The sequence below is a fragment of the Mitsuaria sp. GD03876 genome, assembly GCF_029840635.1.
Lineage (GTDB): Bacteria > Pseudomonadota > Gammaproteobacteria > Burkholderiales > Burkholderiaceae_C > Roseateles.
Window position 1 is genome coordinate 31,958 of sequence record NZ_JAOCCU010000032.1, and the last position, 16,262, is coordinate 48,219.

The following is a 16,262-nucleotide window of genomic DNA, read 5'->3' on the forward strand; positions in this document are numbered from 1 at the left end:
CGGTCCGCGCGCTGGGACACTCCGTCCTCGCGCGCGAACGCGGGCGCGATGGCCGATGGCGAAAGGGCGGGCTGGGAGGTTATGAAGGTTCTGCTGCTGGAAGACGACCTGGAGCTGGGCAACGGCGTGCGCATCGCGCTGCTGCAGCAGGGCATGGACGTCGTGTGGGTGCGGCGGCTCTCGGATGCCGCCGGCAGCCTGGACGCGCACACCTTCGACATGGTGCTGCTCGACCTGGGCCTGCCCGACGGTGACGGCTTCGAGCTGCTGGGGCGGCTGCGCCGCCACCGCCAGAACCTGCCGATCCTGATCCTGAGCGCGCGCGACGAGCTGCAGGACCGGCTGCGCGGCCTGGACGGCGGCGCCGACGACTACCTGGTCAAGCCCTTCGCGCTGGCCGAGCTGCTGTCGCGGGTGCGCGCACTGGCGCGGCGCAGCTACGGCTTCGACGAGGGCCAGCTGACGTTGCGCGGCCTGGCGCTGCACGAGGCCACGCGCGCGGTCAGCGTCAACGGGCGCGACATCGAGCTGTCGCGCTGCGAATTCGACCTGCTGGCGCTGCTGCTCAAGTGCATGGGCCGCGTGGTCACGCGCCGGGCGCTGGAGCAGCAGGTGCTGCCCGGCGGGCCGACCAACGAAAGCAACGCGCTGGACGTCCACATCTCCAACCTGCGCCGCAAGATCGGCAAGGGCTACGTGCGCACGGTGCGCGGCATCGGGTACGTCATCGACCCGAAGTCGCGCGACGACGCGGGCGACGGCCTGGGCGACGGCGCGCGATGACCGCCTGGCTCCGAGGTCTGTGGCCGCTGCTGGCGAGCCCCTCGCTGGCGCGGCGCCTGGTGACGGCGCAGATGGGCCTGCTGGTGGCGCTGTGGACGCTGCTCTTCGCGCTGGTGCTGTACGAGGGCCGCAGCCGCAACGAGCTGATCGACGCGCAGCCGATCGCCGACGCCTTCATCTCCGTCACCCAGAACTTCGGCGACCAGCCGGAGCGGCTGCATGAAAGCCTGGTCGCGATGGACATGGCGGTGCGCGGCGTGGGCAGCGGCGGCGAGCCCGAGAACGACCTGTCGCCCCGCATCCTGGTCTGGCGCGGGGCGGACCTGGTCTACCGGTCGTCGCCGGAGACGCCGCTGCTGACCAACACCAAGCCGGACGTGCTCGAGCGGATCTCGGACGCGGACGGCAAGGAGTGGCTGGTCCGGACCCGCGTGTCGCCGAGCTCCGGCATCCGCGTCGTGATGATGGTGCCGGGGGTGTTCCAGATGGTGCTGACGGTCTACGACCGCGGCTACTACCTGCTGCCGCTGCTGGTGAGCCTGCCCTTCCTGGTGCTGCCGGCCTGGCTGTCGGTGCGCATGGCGCTGCGTCCGTGGCGCGAGGTCGGCGACGAGCTCTCCGCGCGCGGCCCCAGCGACCTCGCGCCGCTGCGCTTCCAGGCCCGCCACCTGGAGTTGCGGCCGCTGGCGCAGGCGATCAACGCACTGCTGCAGCGGGTGCGCGACAGCGCGGAACGCGAGCGCAGCCTGATCGCCGACGCGGCGCATGAGCTGCGCACGCCGCTGGCGGCGATGCGGGTCAACGTCGAGGCGATGAAGGACGAGGCCACCGATCCGCGCGAGCGCGCGTTGATGGGCAGCCTGCTGCGCAGCAACGAACGCGCGACGCGGCTGGTCGGCCAGCTGCTGCGGCTGATGCGCAGCGACGCCGAGAAAAGCCAGGACGCGTTCGCGATGCTGGACCTCGAGGAGCTGATCCAGGACCGGCTGGCGCTGATGGAGGCGCTGGCGGACGTGCGGGGCGTGGCGCTCGAGCTGATCTCGCAGGGGCCTCAGCCGGTCTTCGGCGAGCGCGAGAGCCTGGTCTCGATGATCGACAACCTGGTCGACAACGCGATCAAGTACAGCCCGCAGGGCGGCGAGGTCGTCGTGCGGCTGTCCCGCATGGCGGGCCGCGCGGTGCTGTCCATCGACGACCAGGGCCCCGGCATCGCCCCCGAGCTGCGCGCGCGGGTGTTCGACCGCTTCTTCCGCAGCCCCGACCAGACGCAGAGCGGCAGCGGCCTCGGGCTGGCGATCGTCAAGTCGGTGGTGGAGCGCCACCGCGGCCAGGTCCACCTGACGACGCCGGACGCCAACCCGGGCCTGCGCGTCGTGGTGCACCTGCCGCTGCACGGCGGTTCCTGAGTTCGCGCAGAATCCGCGCTCGCCCCACGCTCAGGTCGTCGCCCCATGCCTCGTCTCAACATCGCCATCACCGGCTTCGGCGGCATCGGCCGCAAGGTCGCCGAGCTGCTCTCGGCCCGGACCGCCCGGTACCAGGAACGCTTCGGGCTCGACGTCCGGCTCGTCGGTGTCTGCGGCGCCTCCGCCGGGCTCATCGACGAGGCCGGGCTCGGCGCCGCGGCACTCGCCGACCGGGCGGGCTACGTCCCCGGCCTGACCGGCGACGCCTTCATCGAGCGCGTCCCGGCCGACCTGCTGATCGAGGCCAGCCCGACCGACTTCCGCACCGGCGGCGCGGCGCTGGGCTACATCCGCGCGGCGTTCCGGCGGCAGATGCAGGTGATCGCGATCTCCAAGGGCGCGCTCGCCTTCGACTTCCCAGGCCTGCAGGCCGAGGCCACGCGGCGCGGCCTGGCGCTGAAGGTCAGCGGCGCGGCCGGCTCGGCGATGCCGACGATCGACCTGGTGCGCTACAACCTCGCGGGCTGCGAGGTGCGCTCGCTGGCGGCGATCGTGACCGGCACCACCAACATCATCCTGTCCGAGATGCTGGATCGCGAATGCGACTTCGCCGACGCGTTGGCCGAGGCGCAGCGGCTGGGTATCGCGGAGTCCGACCCGACGCTGGACACGCACGGCTGGGACACGGCCTGCAAGATCGCGATCCTGTGCAACGCGGCCTTCGGCACCGCGATCGACGTGCAGGCGATGCCGCGCCAGGGCATCGAGCAGGTGACGCTGGCGGACGTGCGCCGGTGGAAGGCCGATGGCGTGCGGCCGCGGCTGGTCGGGCGGATCGACCGTCCGGACGGTCGCTACGAGGCCTCGGTCGGCATCGAGCTCTACCGGCCCGAGCATCCGTTCTTCCACGCCCATGGACGCGCGAAGGCCGTCCACGTCGTCACCGACCTGATGGGCGAGCTGACGCTGACCGGCGGCGGCTCCAGCCCCTACGGCACCGCGGCCGCGGCGCTGAAGGACCTGGAACACATCCTCGTGGCCGCGCACCGGAGGTCCGAGGCGTGACGGCCGCCTTCCGCCTGCGCCGGCCCGAATCGACCGACGTCGACGGCGCGATCGCCGTGCATGGCGACCCCGAGACCAACCGCTTCAAGCCCGGCGAGCCCCTCAGCCTGATCCACGAGATCCGGCGCGAGGCTCACGCGGCGCGGACCAGCTCCTCGACCAGCGCTTCGTAGCGCCGCAGCGGCCGGCCGAGCATCGCCTCCAGGCGCTGCACCGTGCCGTCGACCGGCGTCATGCCGTGGCGCTGGATGCGGCCCATCATCACGCGCATGTCGTAGGCCATCCAGCCCGGCCCGACCTGGGCCATCTGCGCCTCGAAGGCCGGCAGGTCGTCGCCGCCGTAGGCGATCTCGCGGCCGAGCGCGCGGCCCCAGGTGGCGGCCGCGGACTCGCCGGTCATCGCCTGCGGGCCGACGACATCCAGCGTCTCGCGCGGCAGCGGTGCCGGCGCGCCGTCGCGGCGCAGCAGCTCCGCGACAGCCACGTCGGCGAGGTCGCGGGTGTCGACCATCGCCACGCCCGCCGCGCCGATCGGCATCGGATAGACGCCGTAGCCCTGGATCACGGCCTGGACCTGGCGATCGTTCTGCATGAAGTAGGCCGGGCGCAGCACGGTCGCGGGAATCTCCAGGCTCTCGATCATCCGTTCCACCGTGTGCTTGCCGGTGAAGTGCGGCACGTCGGTGAAGCGGTCGGCGTGGATGACGGACAGGTAGACGACGCGTTCGATGCCGGCCTCGCGGGCCAGGCCCAGCGTCTGCAGGCCTTGCGTGACTTCGTCGGGCGTGACGGCGTTCAGCAGGAACAGCGTCCGCACGCCCGCCAGCGCGCGGCGCACCGAGGCGGGATCGGACAGGTCGCCGACGACTTCGGCGACGCCGGCCGGCAGGACCGCCTTGCCGGGCTGGCGCACCAGCGCCTTGACGGAGGCGCCTTGGCGCGCCAGGCCTTGAACGACGAGGGAACCGATCGTGCCGGTGGCACCAGTGACGAGGATGCTCATGGAAATCTCCTTGGGATGAGGGAACGGGGGGAACGAGTGAGGGAACGGGTGGAATGAACGCGGGGATCGCGCGGGCCACGGCGCACGGGGCGCACGTGGAGAACGGGTGGGGAACGGGGGAATGGGATCGCGCCAGGCGGGCGGCGCTCAGGCGGTGAGGTCGACGACCGCCTTGCCGTGAATGGCGCCGAGGCGATGGCGCTCGATCGCGTCGGGCAGGTCGGCGAAGCGGACGACCTCGTCGACGCGGGCCTGGAGTTCGCCCTGGGCGACCTGGCGGGCGATCCGCTCGAGCAGGCCGGCATCGGGCTTCATGACGAACCACAGGCCGCGCAGGCCGGCCGGTGTCTTGGCCAGGATCTCGGGCGACGAGGTGCCGACGACGACGCCGGTGCGCGACAGCACCTGCCAGGTCCGGTCCTGCGTCTCGCCGCCGACGTAGTCGAGCGCCAGGTCGATGTCGCGGACCATCGACTCGAAACGCTCATGGCGGTAGTCGATGACCTGGTCGGCGCCGAGCTCGCGGAGCCAGTCGGCGTCGCGTTCGGAGGCGGTCGCGACGACGACGGCGCCGGCGCGCTTGGCGAACTGCACGGCGAAGGCGCCCAGCCCGCCGCCCGCGCCATGGACCAGCACGCGTTGGGACGGCCAGACCGGCCCGGCCAGGTGCAGGCTCTGCCAGGCGGCGAGCGACGCGACCGGCAGCGAGGCGGCGGTCAGGTCGTCCAGGCCGTCCGGCGTCGGCGCGAGCCGGGCCTCGTCGACGGCGACCAGCTCGGCATAGGCCCCCAGGCCGCCGAGCGCGCCCATCACGCGGTCGCCGACCCGGAAACGGCTGACGCCCTCCCCGACGGCTTCCACCACGCCGGCGAGCTCGAGGCCCAGCACCGTCGGCAGCGGGATCGGGAACGCGTCGCGGACCAGGCCTTCGCGCAGCTTCCAGTCCAGTCCGTTGAGGCCGGCGGCGCGCACGTTCACGAGCACCTGGCCGGGACCGGCGGCGGGCGCCGCGACGGCGGAGACCTGGGTTCCGGCGATGCCGCCGTAGGCATTCAGGGTCAAGGCACGAATGGTGGTCATGGTCGGTTCCTTCGATCGGATAGGTTGCGATGGGAGAACGATAGGTCGTTGCATCCTATAAACACAGACGCCAAAATCGAGACAACTCGTCTCACGGATGGAACAGATGGACCTGAACGCCTTGGCCGACTTCACGCTGGTGGCCACGCATGGCGGCTTCGGCCGGGCGAGCCGCGCCAGCCGGCGCTCGAAGGCGACGCTGTCGCGCCGCGTCGCGGACCTGGAGGAGCAACTGGGCGTGCGCCTGATCGAGCGGGGCACCAAGGGCCTGGAGCTCACCGAGGCCGGCCAGCGGCTGCTCAACCGCACCGAAGGCCCGATGAGCGAGGTGGCGGACGCGTTCGCCTCGGCGCTGGAGGAGACCGGCCAGGTGCGCGGGCAGTTGCGTGTCGCCGCGCCGCTGCTGTTCTCGCAGCTGGCGATGGGGCGCCTGTGCGCGGAGTTCCGCGCGCTGCATCCCGAGGTGCTGGTGGAGGTCGTCGCCGAGGACCGGGTCGTCGACCTGGTCGAGGAGCGCTTCGACGTGGCGATCCGTCCCAATCCGCGGATGGACACGACGCTGGTCGGACGCCGCTTCGCCAAGGACCGGCTGGTCGTGGTGGCGGCGCCCTCGATCCCGATGCCCGCGCCGGGCGAGGTCCCGGCGAGCGTGCCGGCGGTCGTGACCTCGCTGACCGGCGGGAGCCACTGGGTCGTCGACGGCGGCCTGGTCGTCGATCCCGTGCCGGTGCTGCGGCTGTCGTCGCTGCAGATGGTCCGCGACGCGGCGATCGCCGGCGCGGGCGCGGCCTTGCTGCCGCAGTCGATCGTCTGGAACCGGCTGACGCGGGGCGAGCTCGTCCAGTGGGGCGCGGTGCCGGGCAAGGAGGTCGAGCTGTGGGTGCTGCACACCTCGCGGCGGCTGGCCAGCCCGAAGGTCAAGGCCTTCGTCGATTTCCTCTGCGCGCGCTACCCGGACGGGGTGCTGATGCTGCCGGGCTGATCACCCGCCGCGACCGGCGTCGTCCTGGCGGCGCGCCGCGTCCGGCGTCAACCCGGTCCACGCCTTGAAGGCGCGATAGAACGAATTCGTCTCGTCGAATCCCAGCAGGAACGAGATCTCCGCGTGGGACAGCGCGGTCTTCTCGAGGTAATGGCGCGCCAGGTCCAGCCGCGTGTCGTTGAGGATCTTCTGGTAGCTCGTGCCTTCGGCCTCGATGCGCCGTTGCAGCGTCCGCTTGCTGACAGCGAGCCGCCGGGCGACGTCGTCGATGCCCGGCAGTCCGCTCGGCAGTCCTTCCAGCAGGACGGCGCGCACGCGGCTCGCCGTGCCCGCCCGCGCCTGCAGGTCGGCCAGGCGCTCGCGCAGCGAAGGCTCGAAGGCGCGCCACATCGCGTCGTTCGAGGTGAGGAAGGGACGGTGCGCGTCCTCCGCGCTGAAGGCGACGCGATGCGCCGGCCCGCGGCGGATGCGCGCGCCGAGGAAGTCCTCGTAGGGCGCGGCCGGCGACGGCGGCTCCGTCGTCGTGACCGCGACGGGCCGCACCGGCGCGCGCGTGCCCATGCGGGCCAGCGCCACGCAGAACAGCAGCTCCATCAGCACCATCGAGCGGGGCGGCCGCAGCGGTTCGTCCAGCCAGGCGAAGGTCAGGCCCACGCCGCCGTCGGTGTCGTCGACCTGCAGCCGGATCGGTCCGATCAAGGGCTTGAAGCGCGCGATCCGTTGCGCGGCGACCGACAGATCGGGACTGCACAGCGCCGCGAAGAGCACCGGGGAGAACGACTCGCTGCGCACCGCCTCGCACAGGCGCAGCGGCAGTGGCGCGTCGCCCATCTCGGCCTCGATGCCGGACCAGAGGCGGTAGTAGTCCGCCGCGGGCAGCCGCGCCGACGGCTGCCGCAGCAGGTCGTCCGGCAGGCCGGCGCGGCGCAGCACGTTCGCGGATGACACGCCGAGATCGCTCAGCAGCGTGCGCCACGTCGTGTCCAGGGCATAGGTCCAGGGCGTCATCGGAGCGCGATCATCCGGCAATTTCGTCCGACGCCCTCATCCGCCGAACCGGGCCTGCATTTCCGCGAAGAAGGCGGTGTGCCCGATCTCGCGGCGACGCGCCAGGATCTGCACCGCGTCCGATCCGGCCTCGAAGCGCAGCCGATCGGACGGGTCTGTTGACGAGCGCGTCGATGCGGCCGAAGCGGGGCAGGCCGGCCTCGACGGCCTGGCGGATCGAGTCGGCGTCCTGCACGTCCAGCCGGGTCACCAGCGCGCGATCGAGGTGGGTCAGCTCGGTCTCGCGCTCGGGCGCGCGCGTGGCCGTGACGAGGCTCCGGGCGCGGACGGCTGGCGCGCCGATTGCCCTGCTCGTCCTCCCCCATCAAGGAGACGACATGCCGGAGCGCAACAAGGACGTCCTGAAAGCCGCGAACGCGGCGATCGAGCGAGGCGATCACGAGGGATTCCTGGCGCACTGCGCCGAGGACATCGTCTGGACGACGGTCGGCCAGGACACGCTGGTCGGCAAGGAGACCGTGCGCCAATGGATGAAGACGGCCTATCGGGAACCGCCCTCCTTCACCGTGTCCGACCTGGTGGCGGACGGCGACTTCGTCATCGCGCTGGGCACCATCGACATGGCAGGCGACGACGATGAGGCCGTGGTCTACGCCTACTGCGACGTCTGGCGGTTCCGGGACGGCAAGATGGCCGAGTTGAGGGCGTTCGTGATCCCGGAGTGAGGGGCGCGGATCAGCGGGACGTTCCCGCCGGGGTCGGCCGGACAGCCGGATCGCCGCGTCCCCGGCGCGACCCCAGCCGCTGCGCGTAGAGCCAGGTGAACTCCGCCCCGACGAGGAAGACCTGGGCCGAGTAGTACACCCACACGAAGATCACCGCGACCGACCCGGCCGCGCCGAAGCCGCCGGCCACGCCGGTCTTGCCGATGTACAGCCCGATCAACACCCGCCCGATCGTGAACAGCGCCGCGGTCACCGCCGCGCCCACCCACACGTCGGACCAGGCGACCTTCACCCGCGGCATGACCTGGTAGACCAGCGCGAAGACGACGGTCGTCATGGCGAAGCCGACCACCGCGTTGATGCCCTGCAGCAGCCATTCCCAGCCGCCGAACCAACCGCCCCACCACTTGCCCAGCGCCGAGACCGCCGCGCCGGTGACCAGCGACACCAGCAGCAGGAAGGCCACGCCGACGATCATCCCGAAGCTCAGCAGCCGCGCCCGCAGCAGCGACCACAGGCCGCTCTCGCGCACCCGCGCCGGGGCGCGCCAGATGCGGTCCAACGCGTCCTGCAGTTCGCCGAAGACGGTCGTCGCGCCGATCAGCAGCACCGCCACGCCGATCACCGTGCCGATCACGCCGGTGCTGGGCCGGCTCACGTTGCGCAGCACCTCCTGGATGCCCTGCGCCGCCTCGGGCCCCATCAGCCCGTCGATCTGGCCGAAGAGCTCGCCGCGCACGGCGTCCTCGCCGAAGACCAGCCCCGCCAGCGAGATCACGATCACCAGCAACGGCCCCATCGAGAACACCGTGTAGTACGACAGCGCCGCGCCCATGCTGGGCGCGTAGTCGTCGATCCAGGCGGACACCGCGTCCTTGATCAGCGTCCACCAGGTGCGCGGCGAACGCCGGGACCCGGACGGTGCCGTTGCCGCGGGCGCTGCGGGAGCTGCCGGCGCGGTGGGCGTCGAGGACGACCGAGCGTCGCCGTCAGTTGCCGAGACGTCGGCGCCTCGGGTCGGCAAGGGCTTCGGAGTGGACGTGGGCATCCCGGACGAGACGGCGGGGGACACCGGACCACGAGCCGCCGCCGTCTCCCGACGTTCTTCCCGGTCGTTCTTGCGGACGCCCCGCAGGTTGAGCAGGAACAGCCCCAGCTGCAGCACGATGAGCGCGTAGGCCTGCGTGTGCAGGCCCCACGCCGTCCAGAGCAGGTTGCTGGCGACGAAGACCCAGAACCCCCAGGTCCGCCGGCCGGCGTCCGGGGATGCCACCAGCCAGGCGGCGATCAAGGTCACGGCCATCGCGGGCCATTGGAGGGCGTCGAGCAAGGCGTCCATCGGGTCGTCGGCGAGGTTGTGCCGAGATCACGTGGCAAACCGCTTGCCTCGACCTCCTCCTCAGGCATCGCCTCCTCCCCGGTCACCGCGCCCGCTCCATCGCCACCTTGAGCCCCAGTCCGATCAACGCCGCTCCGGCGAGCTGCTGGAAGCGCTGGAGCAGCGCGGGACGGCTCGTCAGCCAGCGCCGGGCGCGTCCGCCGAGGCCGGCGGTGCACAGGTTCACCGCCGTGCCCGAGACGATCGACACCAGGCCCAGGATCGCCGCCTGCAGGCCGGGATGGCCCTGGGCCGGATCGATGAACTGCGGCATGACCGCCAGGAAGAACAGGGCGATCTTCGGATTGAGCAGGTTGGACACCGCCCCTTGCGCGAACGGCGAGGACCAGCGGCCGCGCGTCGGCGCCAGGTCCAGCGCGGCCGGACGGCGCAGCATCTGCCAGCCCAGCCACGCCAGGTACAGCGCGCCCACCGCCTTGACCAGCAGGAACGCCGTCGGCACCGCCGCCAGGAACGCCGTCAGCCCCAGCGAGGCCGCCGCCACGTGCACCAGCGCCGCGCAGGCGATCCCCGCGCACACCAACGCCCCGGCGCGCGTGCCGCGCGAGACCGCGTTGGTCAGGATGCACACCACGTCCGGGCCCGGGATGAGCGCGAAGCTCATGTTGAGCAGCGTGAAAGCCAGCAGCGTGGTCGGTTCGATCATGGCGGACGATCCTCGGCAACGGAGCCCTATGATCGCCGGTCGTGCCCACCCTGGCGAAAGTCGCCGCCGCGGGCGCCACTCCCGACCTCCCGATGACCGCCGCGGGCCCCCGCCCGACCGGCCGCCCGCCATGAGACTGTCCGACCGCGTCGACCGCATCCAACCGTTCTACGTCATGGAATGCGCCAAGCGCGCCGACGAGATCGCCCGCTCCGCCGTCTGCGATCCGGCCCAGGGCGGCCGGCACATGATCTACCTGAACATCGGCGAGCCCGACTTCGGCGCCAGTCCCGCCGTCCGCGACGCCGCCGCCCGCTTCACCGCCGCCGGCCGCATCCCCTACACCCATGCCAACGGCCTGCGCGCGCTGCGCCAGCGCGTGGCCGACTGGTACCGCAATACCCAGCGCCTGGACATCGACCCGGATCGCATCGTCATCACCGCCGGCGCCTCCGCCGCGCTGCAGCTCGCCTGCCTGGCCCTGTTCCAGGCCGGCGACGAGGTGCTGATGCCCGATCCCAGCTACCCCTGCAACCGCCACTTCGTCGCCGCCGTCGACGCCACGCCGGTGCTGATCCCGTCCACCGCCGCCGAGCGCTTCCAGCTCAGCCTCGAGCCGCTGCGCGCCCACTGGACCGAGCGCAGCCGCGGCGTGCTGCTGGCCTCGCCGAGCAACCCGACCGGCACCTCGATCGCGCCCGACGAGCTCGCCCGGCTGCACGGCTTCGTGCGCGAGCGCGGCGGCCTCACCATCGTCGACGAGATCTACCAGCCGCTGAGCTACGACGACCGCTACGCGCGCAGCGCGCTGGCGCTCGGCGACGACGTGGTCTCGATCAACAGCTTCTCCAAGTACTTCGGCATGACCGGCTGGCGCCTGGGCTGGCTGGTGCTGCCGCCCGCCATGGTCGGCGCGGTCGAGAAGCTCGCCCAGAACCTCTACATCTGCCCGTCCACGATCGCGCAGCAGGCCGCGCTGGCCTGCTTCGAGCCCGAGTCGCTGACCGAGTACGAACGCCGCCGCGAGGAGCTGCGCCGCCGCCGCGACCTGGTGGTGCCCGCGCTCGAGGCCATGGGCCTGCCCGTGCCGGTGATGCCCGACGGCGCCTTCTACGCCTGGGCCGATGCCTCCGGCACCGGACTGGGTAGCTGGGACCTGTGCATGGACCTGATGCAGCACGCGCAGGTCGCGCTGACCCCGGGCCGTGATTTCGGCCCCGCCTACGGCGAACGCTTCCTGCGCCTGTCCTTCGCCAACAGCATGGACGAGCTGCGCGACGCCCTCGCCCGCATCCGCGTCCGCCTCGACCACCTGAAAGCCCGCGCCGCATGACCGCGTCCGCCTCGTCCTCCGCCGCCGTGCCGGCCCTGCTCGGCGGCCCGCTCGCCGTCGCCGGCGGTCCCGCCGCCCTGCCCGCCTTCCAGCACGAGCTGCGCGTCTACTGGGAAGACACCGACGCCGGCGGCGTCGTCTTCTACGCCAACTACCTGAAGTTCATGGAACGCGCCCGCACCGAGTGGCTGCGCGGCATCGGCTTCGAACAGGAGGCGATGCGCCGCGACGAGGGCCTGATGTTCGTCGTCAGCGACACCGCGCTGCGCTACCTGGCGCCCGCGCGGCTGGACGACTGGCTGCGCGTCAGCGTCGAGCCGTCCGAGATCGGCCGCGCCAGCCTGACCTTCGACCAGCAGGTCTTTCGCGGCGATCAACTGCTGACCCAGGGGCGCATCCGCATCGGCTGCGTCGACGCGCTCAGCCTCAAGCCCGCGCGCATCCCGGCCCGCATCCTGGCCGCGCTGCAGGGCGGGCCCGCGGACGCCGGCGCGGTCACGCCCTCGCACGGCTGACACGCTTCTTTGCAGTCCCTGGCCCGCCGTTTGCCGTCCCAGCCGCCAGTCTTGTCACAATTCCAGCTTCGCTCCCCGTTCGGCCGCACTTCCCGGCCGGGCCCCCTCCACCGGCCGTGCCGCGATCACCGACCGTCGACCCCATGAACCAAGACCTCTCCATCGTTTCCCTGATTGCCCACGCCAGCCTCACGGTGCAGCTGGTCATCGCCGCGCTGCTGCTGGTGTCGCTGGCGAGCTGGAGCGTGATCTTCAGCAAGTTCATCGCGCTGGGCCGCGTGAAGGCCCGCAACGAGGGCTTCGAGCAGGAGTTCTGGTCCGGCAAGAACCTGAACGACCTCTACAACAGCGTCGCCAACCGCCAGGACGGCGCCCCGCTGGAGCGCATCTTCGCCTCGGGCATGCGCGAGTTCCTGAAGCTGCGCGAGAAGCGCGTCGTCGATTCCGGCGCGCTGCTGGACGGCGCCCGCCGCGCGATGCGCGCCAGCTTCCAGCGCGAGCTCGACGCGATGGAATCGCACCTGTCCTTCCTCGCGTCGGTGGGCTCGGTGTCGCCCTACGTCGGCCTGTTCGGCACGATCTGGGGGATCATGCACGCCTTCGTCGGCCTGTCCAACCTGACGCAGGTGACCCTGGCCACCGTCGCCCCCGGCATCGCCGAGGCGCTGGTCGCCACCGCGATCGGCCTGTTCGCCGCGATCCCCGCCGTGCTGGCCTACAACCGCTTCGCGCGCCAGATCGACCGCAACGCGATCACGCTGGAGACCTTCATCGAGGAGTTCTCCAACATCCTGCAGCGCAACGCCGGCCAGCCCGCGCCCGCCGCCCAGCGCTGAGCGCGCGCGACCTCGAAAGACCGACATGCCCGCGATGTCCTCCCGAGGCGGCAGCCGCCGCCGCACGATGAACGAGATCAACATGGTCCCGTTCATCGACGTGATGCTGGTGCTGCTGATCATCTTCATGGTCAGCGCGCCGCTGATCACCACCGGCGTGGTCGACCTGCCCAGCGTCGGCACCGCCAAGACCCAGCCCCAGCACGTGATCCAGGTGATCGTGGGCACCGACGAGCAGCTCAAGATCAAGCTCGACGGCGAGCAGGATCCCTCCCCGGTGCCGCTCAAGGCGCTGGCCGCGCGCGTCAAGGACGCGCAGAAGGGCGACGCGGCCACGCCGGTCGTCATCTCCGCCGACCGCAACGTCAAGTACGAGGCGGTGGTCAAGACGATGGACGCGCTGCAGCGCGCGGGCATCCAGCGCGTCGGGCTGTCCGTGAAGAACGGCGCCCCGGCCGATCGCTGAGCGCCGGAGCGACATCACGCGATGAGCAACGCCGTGAGCAACGCGATGGGCATGGCCTCCCGCTTCCACCCGGACCGCGACCCGCTGCGGCCGCCGCCCGCGCCCGGCCTGGGCCGCGGCTTCAGCCTGGCCGTGGCCGCGCACGTGCTGCTGGTGGTGGCGCTGAGCTTCGGCGTGAGCTGGCGCTCGACGCCGGTGCCGGCGCTGGAGGCGGAACTCTGGTCCGCCGTGCCGCAGGCCGCCGCCCCGAAGGAACAACTGCCGACCACCCCGCAGCCCGAGCCCCCGAAGCCCCAACCCGAGCCGCCCCGGCCCCAGCAGCCCACGCCCCAGGAGGTCCAGGCGCAGCGCGATGCCGACATCGCGATCGCCAAGGCCAAGGAGCGCAAGCTCAAGGAGGAGCAGGAGCAGCGCGAGGCCGACGACAAGCGCAAGCAGGAGCAGCTGCGCAAGAAGGAGGAAGCGGAGCAGAAGGAACGCGACCGCAAGGCCAAGGAAGAACAGGCGAAGAAGGACGAGGCCAAGGACAAGCTGGACAAGGCCAAGGCCGACAAGGCCCGCAAGGACGCCGAGGCCCGCGCCGAGGCGCAGCGCCAGGAGAACCTGCGGCGCATCCAGGGCATGGCCGGCGCCAGCGGCGGTCCGACCTCGACGGGCACGGCGCTCAAGAGCTCCGGGCCGTCGGCCAACTACGCGGGCCGGATCAAGGCCCGGGTGCGGCCGAACATCATCTACAGCGATCCGGGCGGCGCCGCGAATCCGGAAGCCGAGGTCGAGGTCCGCGCCGGTCCGGACGGCACCATCATCGCCCGCAAGGTCGTCCGCTCCAGCGGCCTTCCCGACTTCGACAACGCGGTGCTGCGCGCGCTGGACAAGACCGAGAAGTTCCCGCCCGACACCGACGGCCGGGTGCCCTCGGTGATGATCATCACCTTCCGTCCGCGGGAATGACGCCCGCGCCCGCGGGCCGCCCGACGGCGGCCTCGCGTGCGACGGCCATGACAGGTCGGCGATGACCTCGTCACCAATGAAAAAGGCCTCGGCGCGATCCGAGGCCTTTTCTTCATCGGCGCCGGCTCATGGGCGCCCGATGCCGTCGTTCATCGGCGCGTGTCCCAGCCGGACACCGCCATCTCCACGGGATCGATGCGCGTCAGCCAGCCGCGCGCCACGGCCGCCGGCAGCCACGCGCTGAAGTCGAACGCCAGGCTCGCGTCCCGCAACGCGTGCTCCAGGTCCGCGCCGGCGCGCAGCATCTCGCACCAGCGCAGCACCGCCTCGTCGACGGCGGCCAGCCGCGCATGCCAGCCGTCGCGCCAGACGATCAGCCCCGCGGCCGGGCCGGCGCCGAAGCGCTCGTCCGGCAGCTCGAGCAGCTCGGCCAATGCCGGCGCATCGCAGCGATGCAGCGCGACGTGGTCCGCGAGCACCACCCGCACCGCGCCGGCCGGCAGCCGGCCCAGCAGCGCCAGGGAACCGAGGTCCTGCACCGGGTCGGCGATCCGCTGGACGCGGTGCAGGTCCCACTCGATCCGCGCCAGCGCGGTCCAGGCGTCCGGCAGGGTGCCGGTCGCGTCGGCGGCCAGGCGCTCGGCCAGGACCTCGCCCCAGGCACCGAGATCGCCCTGCGCCGGTCCCCGTTCGCACCAGCACGCCCAGGCCAGTGCCGCGAAGCTGCCGGCGACCCGCGCCTCCATGCGCCCGCGCAGCCGCGGATAAACCGCCGCCAGCGCCTGTTCCGACTGCGCGCGAGCGTCGGCCCGATACGCCGACAGCGCCTGCGGCAACCCGCCAGGCAGGCCCGGCAGCGCGCGCAGGCCCGACGGCGCCAGCGCCGTCGGGTCGGACGCCTCCGGCGCGAGCACCGCGTCGACCAGCCGCGACTGCTGCGCCAGCAGCTCGTAGCGCTCGCTCATCTCGTCGAATTCATTGCGCGACATGGCGGGCCTCCTTCAGCGCGGCGCGCACGGTGTGGCGCAGGACCCGGCCCGGTGGGGCGGAGCGGGAATTGGGCCTCGGTGGCGGCGGGGCGATCGCCTCGCGGGCGAAGCCGTCCTGCTCCCGGCGGGCCCGCGCGATGTCCGCCAGCAGCGCCGTCATCGGCGGCGGCGTGCCGTCGCGCTCGATCAGGGTCGGCCGCGCGCCGATGCGGCCCAGCGCATGGCGATAGATCGCCCAGGTCGATTCGTCGACCGTCCGGCCCGGCGCCGCGACCGCCCGGCCATCGATCGTGATCCGCCCGGCGACGTGGTATTGCCCGACCGCCGCCGAGTCGATCTCGTCGAGCCAGGCGAGGCAGTCGCGCACGGCGCCCTCCTCGTCCCGTCCCCGATTGAGGGCGTTCACCTGCAGGTTGGTGAGGTCCAGCAGCAGGCCGCAGCCCGTGCGCGCGACGAGCGCATTGAAGAACTCGGCTTCGCGCATCGCGTCCTCGTCCCAGGCGACGCAGGTGGCGAGGTTCTCGAGCAGGATCTGCCGGCCCAGCGTCTGCTGGACCGTGTCGACCTGCGCCGCCAGCAGCGACAGGCCGCGCTCGCTGAACGGGATCGGCAGCAGCGCATGGGCGTGCATCGGCGCGTGATGCCGTTCGACGCGGTTGAAGCAGGCGGGTTCGGAGACCAGGCCGGGCTTGACCGCCTCGACCAGGGCCCGGACCGCCTTCAGGTGCTGCCAGTCGATGCCGGCCGCCGAACCCAGTCCGAGGCTCACGCCCTGCAGGCTCACCGGCAGGCGGCCGGCCACGTCCAGCAGGCGCTGCCGGATCGCGCCGCTGGGGGCGAGGAAGTCCTCGATGCGCAGCTCGAGGAAGTCGATGCCCGGGGTGGCGGCCGCGATCGCCTCGTGGTCGTCGCGTTGGCGCCAGCCCAGGCCCACCGCCACCGGCCACAGCGCCGCGCCGAGGCGGCCCGGCCGAGGCGGCGGGACGCCGTCCTCCCGGCGGCATTCCGCCAACGCGGCCGTCAATGCGGCCAGGACGAGGTGACGAGTGGTCATGAGCGACTCCGATGTGCGAGG

At 72.2% G+C, this 16,262-nt stretch carries 18 protein-coding genes; 11 read left to right on the top strand and 7 right to left on the bottom strand.

The window, feature by feature from the left end; all coding sequences use genetic code 11:
• Nucleotides 1–81: 81 nt before the first annotated feature.
• Genes N5D62_RS19345 through N5D62_RS19360 form a run of 4 tightly spaced genes read left to right on the top strand, consistent with a single transcriptional unit; the run spans nucleotide 82 to nucleotide 3,427 of the window.
• On the top strand, nucleotides 82–783 hold the full coding sequence (locus N5D62_RS19345; protein ID WP_279759514.1) for a response regulator: 702 nt from the start codon (nucleotides 82–84) through the stop codon (nucleotides 781–783).
• A complete protein-coding gene (locus N5D62_RS19350) occupies nucleotides 780–2,189 on the top strand; it encodes an ATP-binding protein (protein WP_279759515.1) in 1,410 nt (469 codons plus the stop codon). The genes N5D62_RS19345 and N5D62_RS19350 overlap by 4 nt, the downstream gene beginning before the upstream one ends.
• A 45-nt stretch (nucleotides 2,190–2,234) precedes the next feature.
• Nucleotides 2,235–3,254 carry a homoserine dehydrogenase gene (locus tag N5D62_RS19355; protein WP_279759516.1) on the top strand — a complete coding sequence of 340 codons (1,020 nt, stop codon included), beginning with the start codon at nucleotides 2,235–2,237 and terminating at the stop codon, nucleotides 3,252–3,254.
• Nucleotides 3,251–3,427, top strand: a complete 177-nt coding sequence (locus N5D62_RS19360) for a hypothetical protein (protein WP_279759517.1) — start codon at nucleotides 3,251–3,253, stop codon at nucleotides 3,425–3,427. Before N5D62_RS19355 ends, N5D62_RS19360 begins: the two co-directional genes overlap by 4 nt.
• Here the strand turns inward: N5D62_RS19360 and N5D62_RS19365 are convergent.
• Together N5D62_RS19365 and N5D62_RS19370 are read right to left on the bottom strand one after the other, a co-directional pair.
• Entirely contained in the window at nucleotides 3,388–4,257 is an 870-nt protein-coding gene (locus tag N5D62_RS19365; RefSeq protein WP_279759518.1) for an NmrA/HSCARG family protein, read from the bottom strand. The genes N5D62_RS19360 and N5D62_RS19365 overlap by 40 nt on opposite strands.
• A 147-nt stretch (nucleotides 4,258–4,404) precedes the next feature.
• Nucleotides 4,405–5,337, bottom strand: coding sequence for an NADP-dependent oxidoreductase (locus tag N5D62_RS19370; RefSeq protein ID WP_279759519.1), 933 nt, complete (start codon nucleotides 5,335–5,337; stop codon nucleotides 4,405–4,407).
• 106 nt (nucleotides 5,338–5,443) lie between these two features.
• Here N5D62_RS19370 and N5D62_RS19375 point away from each other — a divergent pair, with 106 nt between their 5' ends.
• Nucleotides 5,444–6,319 carry a LysR family transcriptional regulator gene (locus tag N5D62_RS19375; RefSeq protein WP_279759520.1) on the top strand — a complete coding sequence of 292 codons (876 nt, stop codon included), beginning with the start codon at nucleotides 5,444–5,446 and terminating at the stop codon, nucleotides 6,317–6,319.
• On the opposite strand, the gene N5D62_RS19380 is transcribed toward N5D62_RS19375, so the two are convergent.
• On the bottom strand, nucleotides 6,320–7,327 hold the full coding sequence (locus N5D62_RS19380) for an AraC family transcriptional regulator (protein WP_279759521.1): 1,008 nt from the start codon (nucleotides 7,325–7,327) through the stop codon (nucleotides 6,320–6,322).
• 377 nt (nucleotides 7,328–7,704) lie between these two features.
• Here N5D62_RS19380 and N5D62_RS19385 point away from each other — a divergent pair, with 377 nt between their 5' ends.
• Nucleotides 7,705–8,052: a nuclear transport factor 2 family protein gene (locus N5D62_RS19385; RefSeq protein WP_279759522.1), complete on the top strand. Its 348-nt coding sequence runs from the start codon at nucleotides 7,705–7,707 to the stop codon at nucleotides 8,050–8,052.
• Between the two features lie 10 nt (nucleotides 8,053–8,062).
• Here N5D62_RS19385 and N5D62_RS19390 read toward each other — a convergent pair whose 3' ends face one another.
• Entirely contained in the window at nucleotides 8,063–9,391 is a 1,329-nt protein-coding gene (locus N5D62_RS19390; RefSeq protein WP_347881827.1) for a YihY/virulence factor BrkB family protein, read from the bottom strand.
• 82 nt (nucleotides 9,392–9,473) lie between these two features.
• Nucleotides 9,474–10,097, bottom strand: coding sequence for a LysE family translocator (locus tag N5D62_RS19395; RefSeq protein ID WP_279759523.1), 624 nt, complete (start codon nucleotides 10,095–10,097; stop codon nucleotides 9,474–9,476).
• A gap of 130 nt (nucleotides 10,098–10,227) precedes the next feature.
• Here N5D62_RS19395 and N5D62_RS19400 point away from each other — a divergent pair, with 130 nt between their 5' ends.
• The 5 genes from N5D62_RS19400 (at nucleotide 10,228) to tolA (ending at nucleotide 14,198) form a co-directional block, all read left to right on the top strand.
• Complete coding sequence (locus tag N5D62_RS19400) at nucleotides 10,228–11,430, top strand: pyridoxal phosphate-dependent aminotransferase (protein ID WP_279759524.1); 1,203 nt, start codon at nucleotides 10,228–10,230, stop codon at nucleotides 11,428–11,430.
• The gene (ybgC, locus tag N5D62_RS19405; protein ID WP_279759525.1) at nucleotides 11,427–11,945 is read left to right on the top strand and encodes a tol-pal system-associated acyl-CoA thioesterase; all 519 of its coding nucleotides are present in this window, start codon (nucleotides 11,427–11,429) and stop codon (nucleotides 11,943–11,945) included. Before N5D62_RS19400 ends, ybgC begins: the two co-directional genes overlap by 4 nt.
• 143 nt (nucleotides 11,946–12,088) lie before the next feature.
• Nucleotides 12,089–12,781 carry a protein TolQ gene (gene tolQ, locus N5D62_RS19410; protein ID WP_279759526.1) on the top strand — a complete coding sequence of 231 codons (693 nt, stop codon included), beginning with the start codon at nucleotides 12,089–12,091 and terminating at the stop codon, nucleotides 12,779–12,781.
• A gap of 25 nt (nucleotides 12,782–12,806) precedes the next feature.
• Nucleotides 12,807–13,247, top strand: a complete 441-nt coding sequence (tolR, locus tag N5D62_RS19415; RefSeq protein ID WP_279759527.1) for a protein TolR — start codon at nucleotides 12,807–12,809, stop codon at nucleotides 13,245–13,247.
• 21 nt (nucleotides 13,248–13,268) lie between these two features.
• Nucleotides 13,269–14,198 (top strand): cell envelope integrity protein TolA, encoded by a 930-nt coding sequence (tolA, locus tag N5D62_RS19420; RefSeq protein ID WP_279759528.1) that lies wholly within the window; start codon nucleotides 13,269–13,271, stop codon nucleotides 14,196–14,198.
• Nucleotides 14,199–14,347: 149 nt separating this feature from the next.
• On the opposite strand, the gene N5D62_RS19425 is transcribed toward tolA, so the two are convergent.
• Together N5D62_RS19425 and N5D62_RS19430 are read right to left on the bottom strand one after the other, a co-directional pair.
• Nucleotides 14,348–15,187 carry a hypothetical protein gene (locus N5D62_RS19425; protein ID WP_279759529.1) on the bottom strand — a complete coding sequence of 280 codons (840 nt, stop codon included), beginning with the start codon at nucleotides 15,185–15,187 and terminating at the stop codon, nucleotides 14,348–14,350.
• Nucleotides 15,174–16,241, bottom strand: coding sequence for a DUF692 domain-containing protein (locus tag N5D62_RS19430; RefSeq protein WP_279759530.1), 1,068 nt, complete (start codon nucleotides 16,239–16,241; stop codon nucleotides 15,174–15,176). The genes N5D62_RS19425 and N5D62_RS19430 overlap by 14 nt, the downstream gene beginning before the upstream one ends.
• Nucleotides 16,242–16,262: the final 21 nt, after the last annotated feature.

What these genes read in the sequence shown, in the direction of transcription:
- N5D62_RS19365 (WP_279759518.1), bottom strand. Translation starts at nt 4,257, where the DNA reads ATGAGCATCCTCGTCACTGGTGCCACCGGCACGATCGGTTCCCTCGTC.
- tolQ (WP_279759526.1), top strand. Translation starts at nt 12,089, where the DNA reads ATGAACCAAGACCTCTCCATCGTTTCCCTGATTGCCCACGCCAGCCTC.
- N5D62_RS19390 (WP_347881827.1), bottom strand. Translation starts at nt 9,391, where the DNA reads ATGGACGCCTTGCTCGACGCCCTCCAATGGCCCGCGATGGCCGTGACC.
- N5D62_RS19395 (WP_279759523.1), bottom strand. Translation starts at nt 10,097, where the DNA reads ATGATCGAACCGACCACGCTGCTGGCTTTCACGCTGCTCAACATGAGC.
- N5D62_RS19400 (WP_279759524.1), top strand. Translation starts at nt 10,228, where the DNA reads ATGAGACTGTCCGACCGCGTCGACCGCATCCAACCGTTCTACGTCATG.
- N5D62_RS19425 (WP_279759529.1), bottom strand. Translation starts at nt 15,187, where the DNA reads ATGTCGCGCAATGAATTCGACGAGATGAGCGAGCGCTACGAGCTGCTG.
- N5D62_RS19355 (WP_279759516.1), top strand. Translation starts at nt 2,235, where the DNA reads ATGCCTCGTCTCAACATCGCCATCACCGGCTTCGGCGGCATCGGCCGC.
- N5D62_RS19350 (WP_279759515.1), top strand. Translation starts at nt 780, where the DNA reads ATGACCGCCTGGCTCCGAGGTCTGTGGCCGCTGCTGGCGAGCCCCTCG.
- N5D62_RS19370 (WP_279759519.1), bottom strand. Translation starts at nt 5,337, where the DNA reads ATGACCACCATTCGTGCCTTGACCCTGAATGCCTACGGCGGCATCGCC.
- N5D62_RS19385 (WP_279759522.1), top strand. Translation starts at nt 7,705, where the DNA reads ATGCCGGAGCGCAACAAGGACGTCCTGAAAGCCGCGAACGCGGCGATC.
- tolR (WP_279759527.1), top strand. Translation starts at nt 12,807, where the DNA reads ATGCCCGCGATGTCCTCCCGAGGCGGCAGCCGCCGCCGCACGATGAAC.
- ybgC (WP_279759525.1), top strand. Translation starts at nt 11,427, where the DNA reads ATGACCGCGTCCGCCTCGTCCTCCGCCGCCGTGCCGGCCCTGCTCGGC.
- tolA (WP_279759528.1), top strand. Translation starts at nt 13,269, where the DNA reads ATGAGCAACGCCGTGAGCAACGCGATGGGCATGGCCTCCCGCTTCCAC.
- N5D62_RS19380 (WP_279759521.1), bottom strand. Translation starts at nt 7,327, where the DNA reads ATGACGCCCTGGACCTATGCCCTGGACACGACGTGGCGCACGCTGCTG.
- N5D62_RS19345 (WP_279759514.1), top strand. Translation starts at nt 82, where the DNA reads ATGAAGGTTCTGCTGCTGGAAGACGACCTGGAGCTGGGCAACGGCGTG.
- N5D62_RS19430 (WP_279759530.1), bottom strand. Translation starts at nt 16,241, where the DNA reads ATGACCACTCGTCACCTCGTCCTGGCCGCATTGACGGCCGCGTTGGCG.
- N5D62_RS19375 (WP_279759520.1), top strand. Translation starts at nt 5,444, where the DNA reads ATGGACCTGAACGCCTTGGCCGACTTCACGCTGGTGGCCACGCATGGC.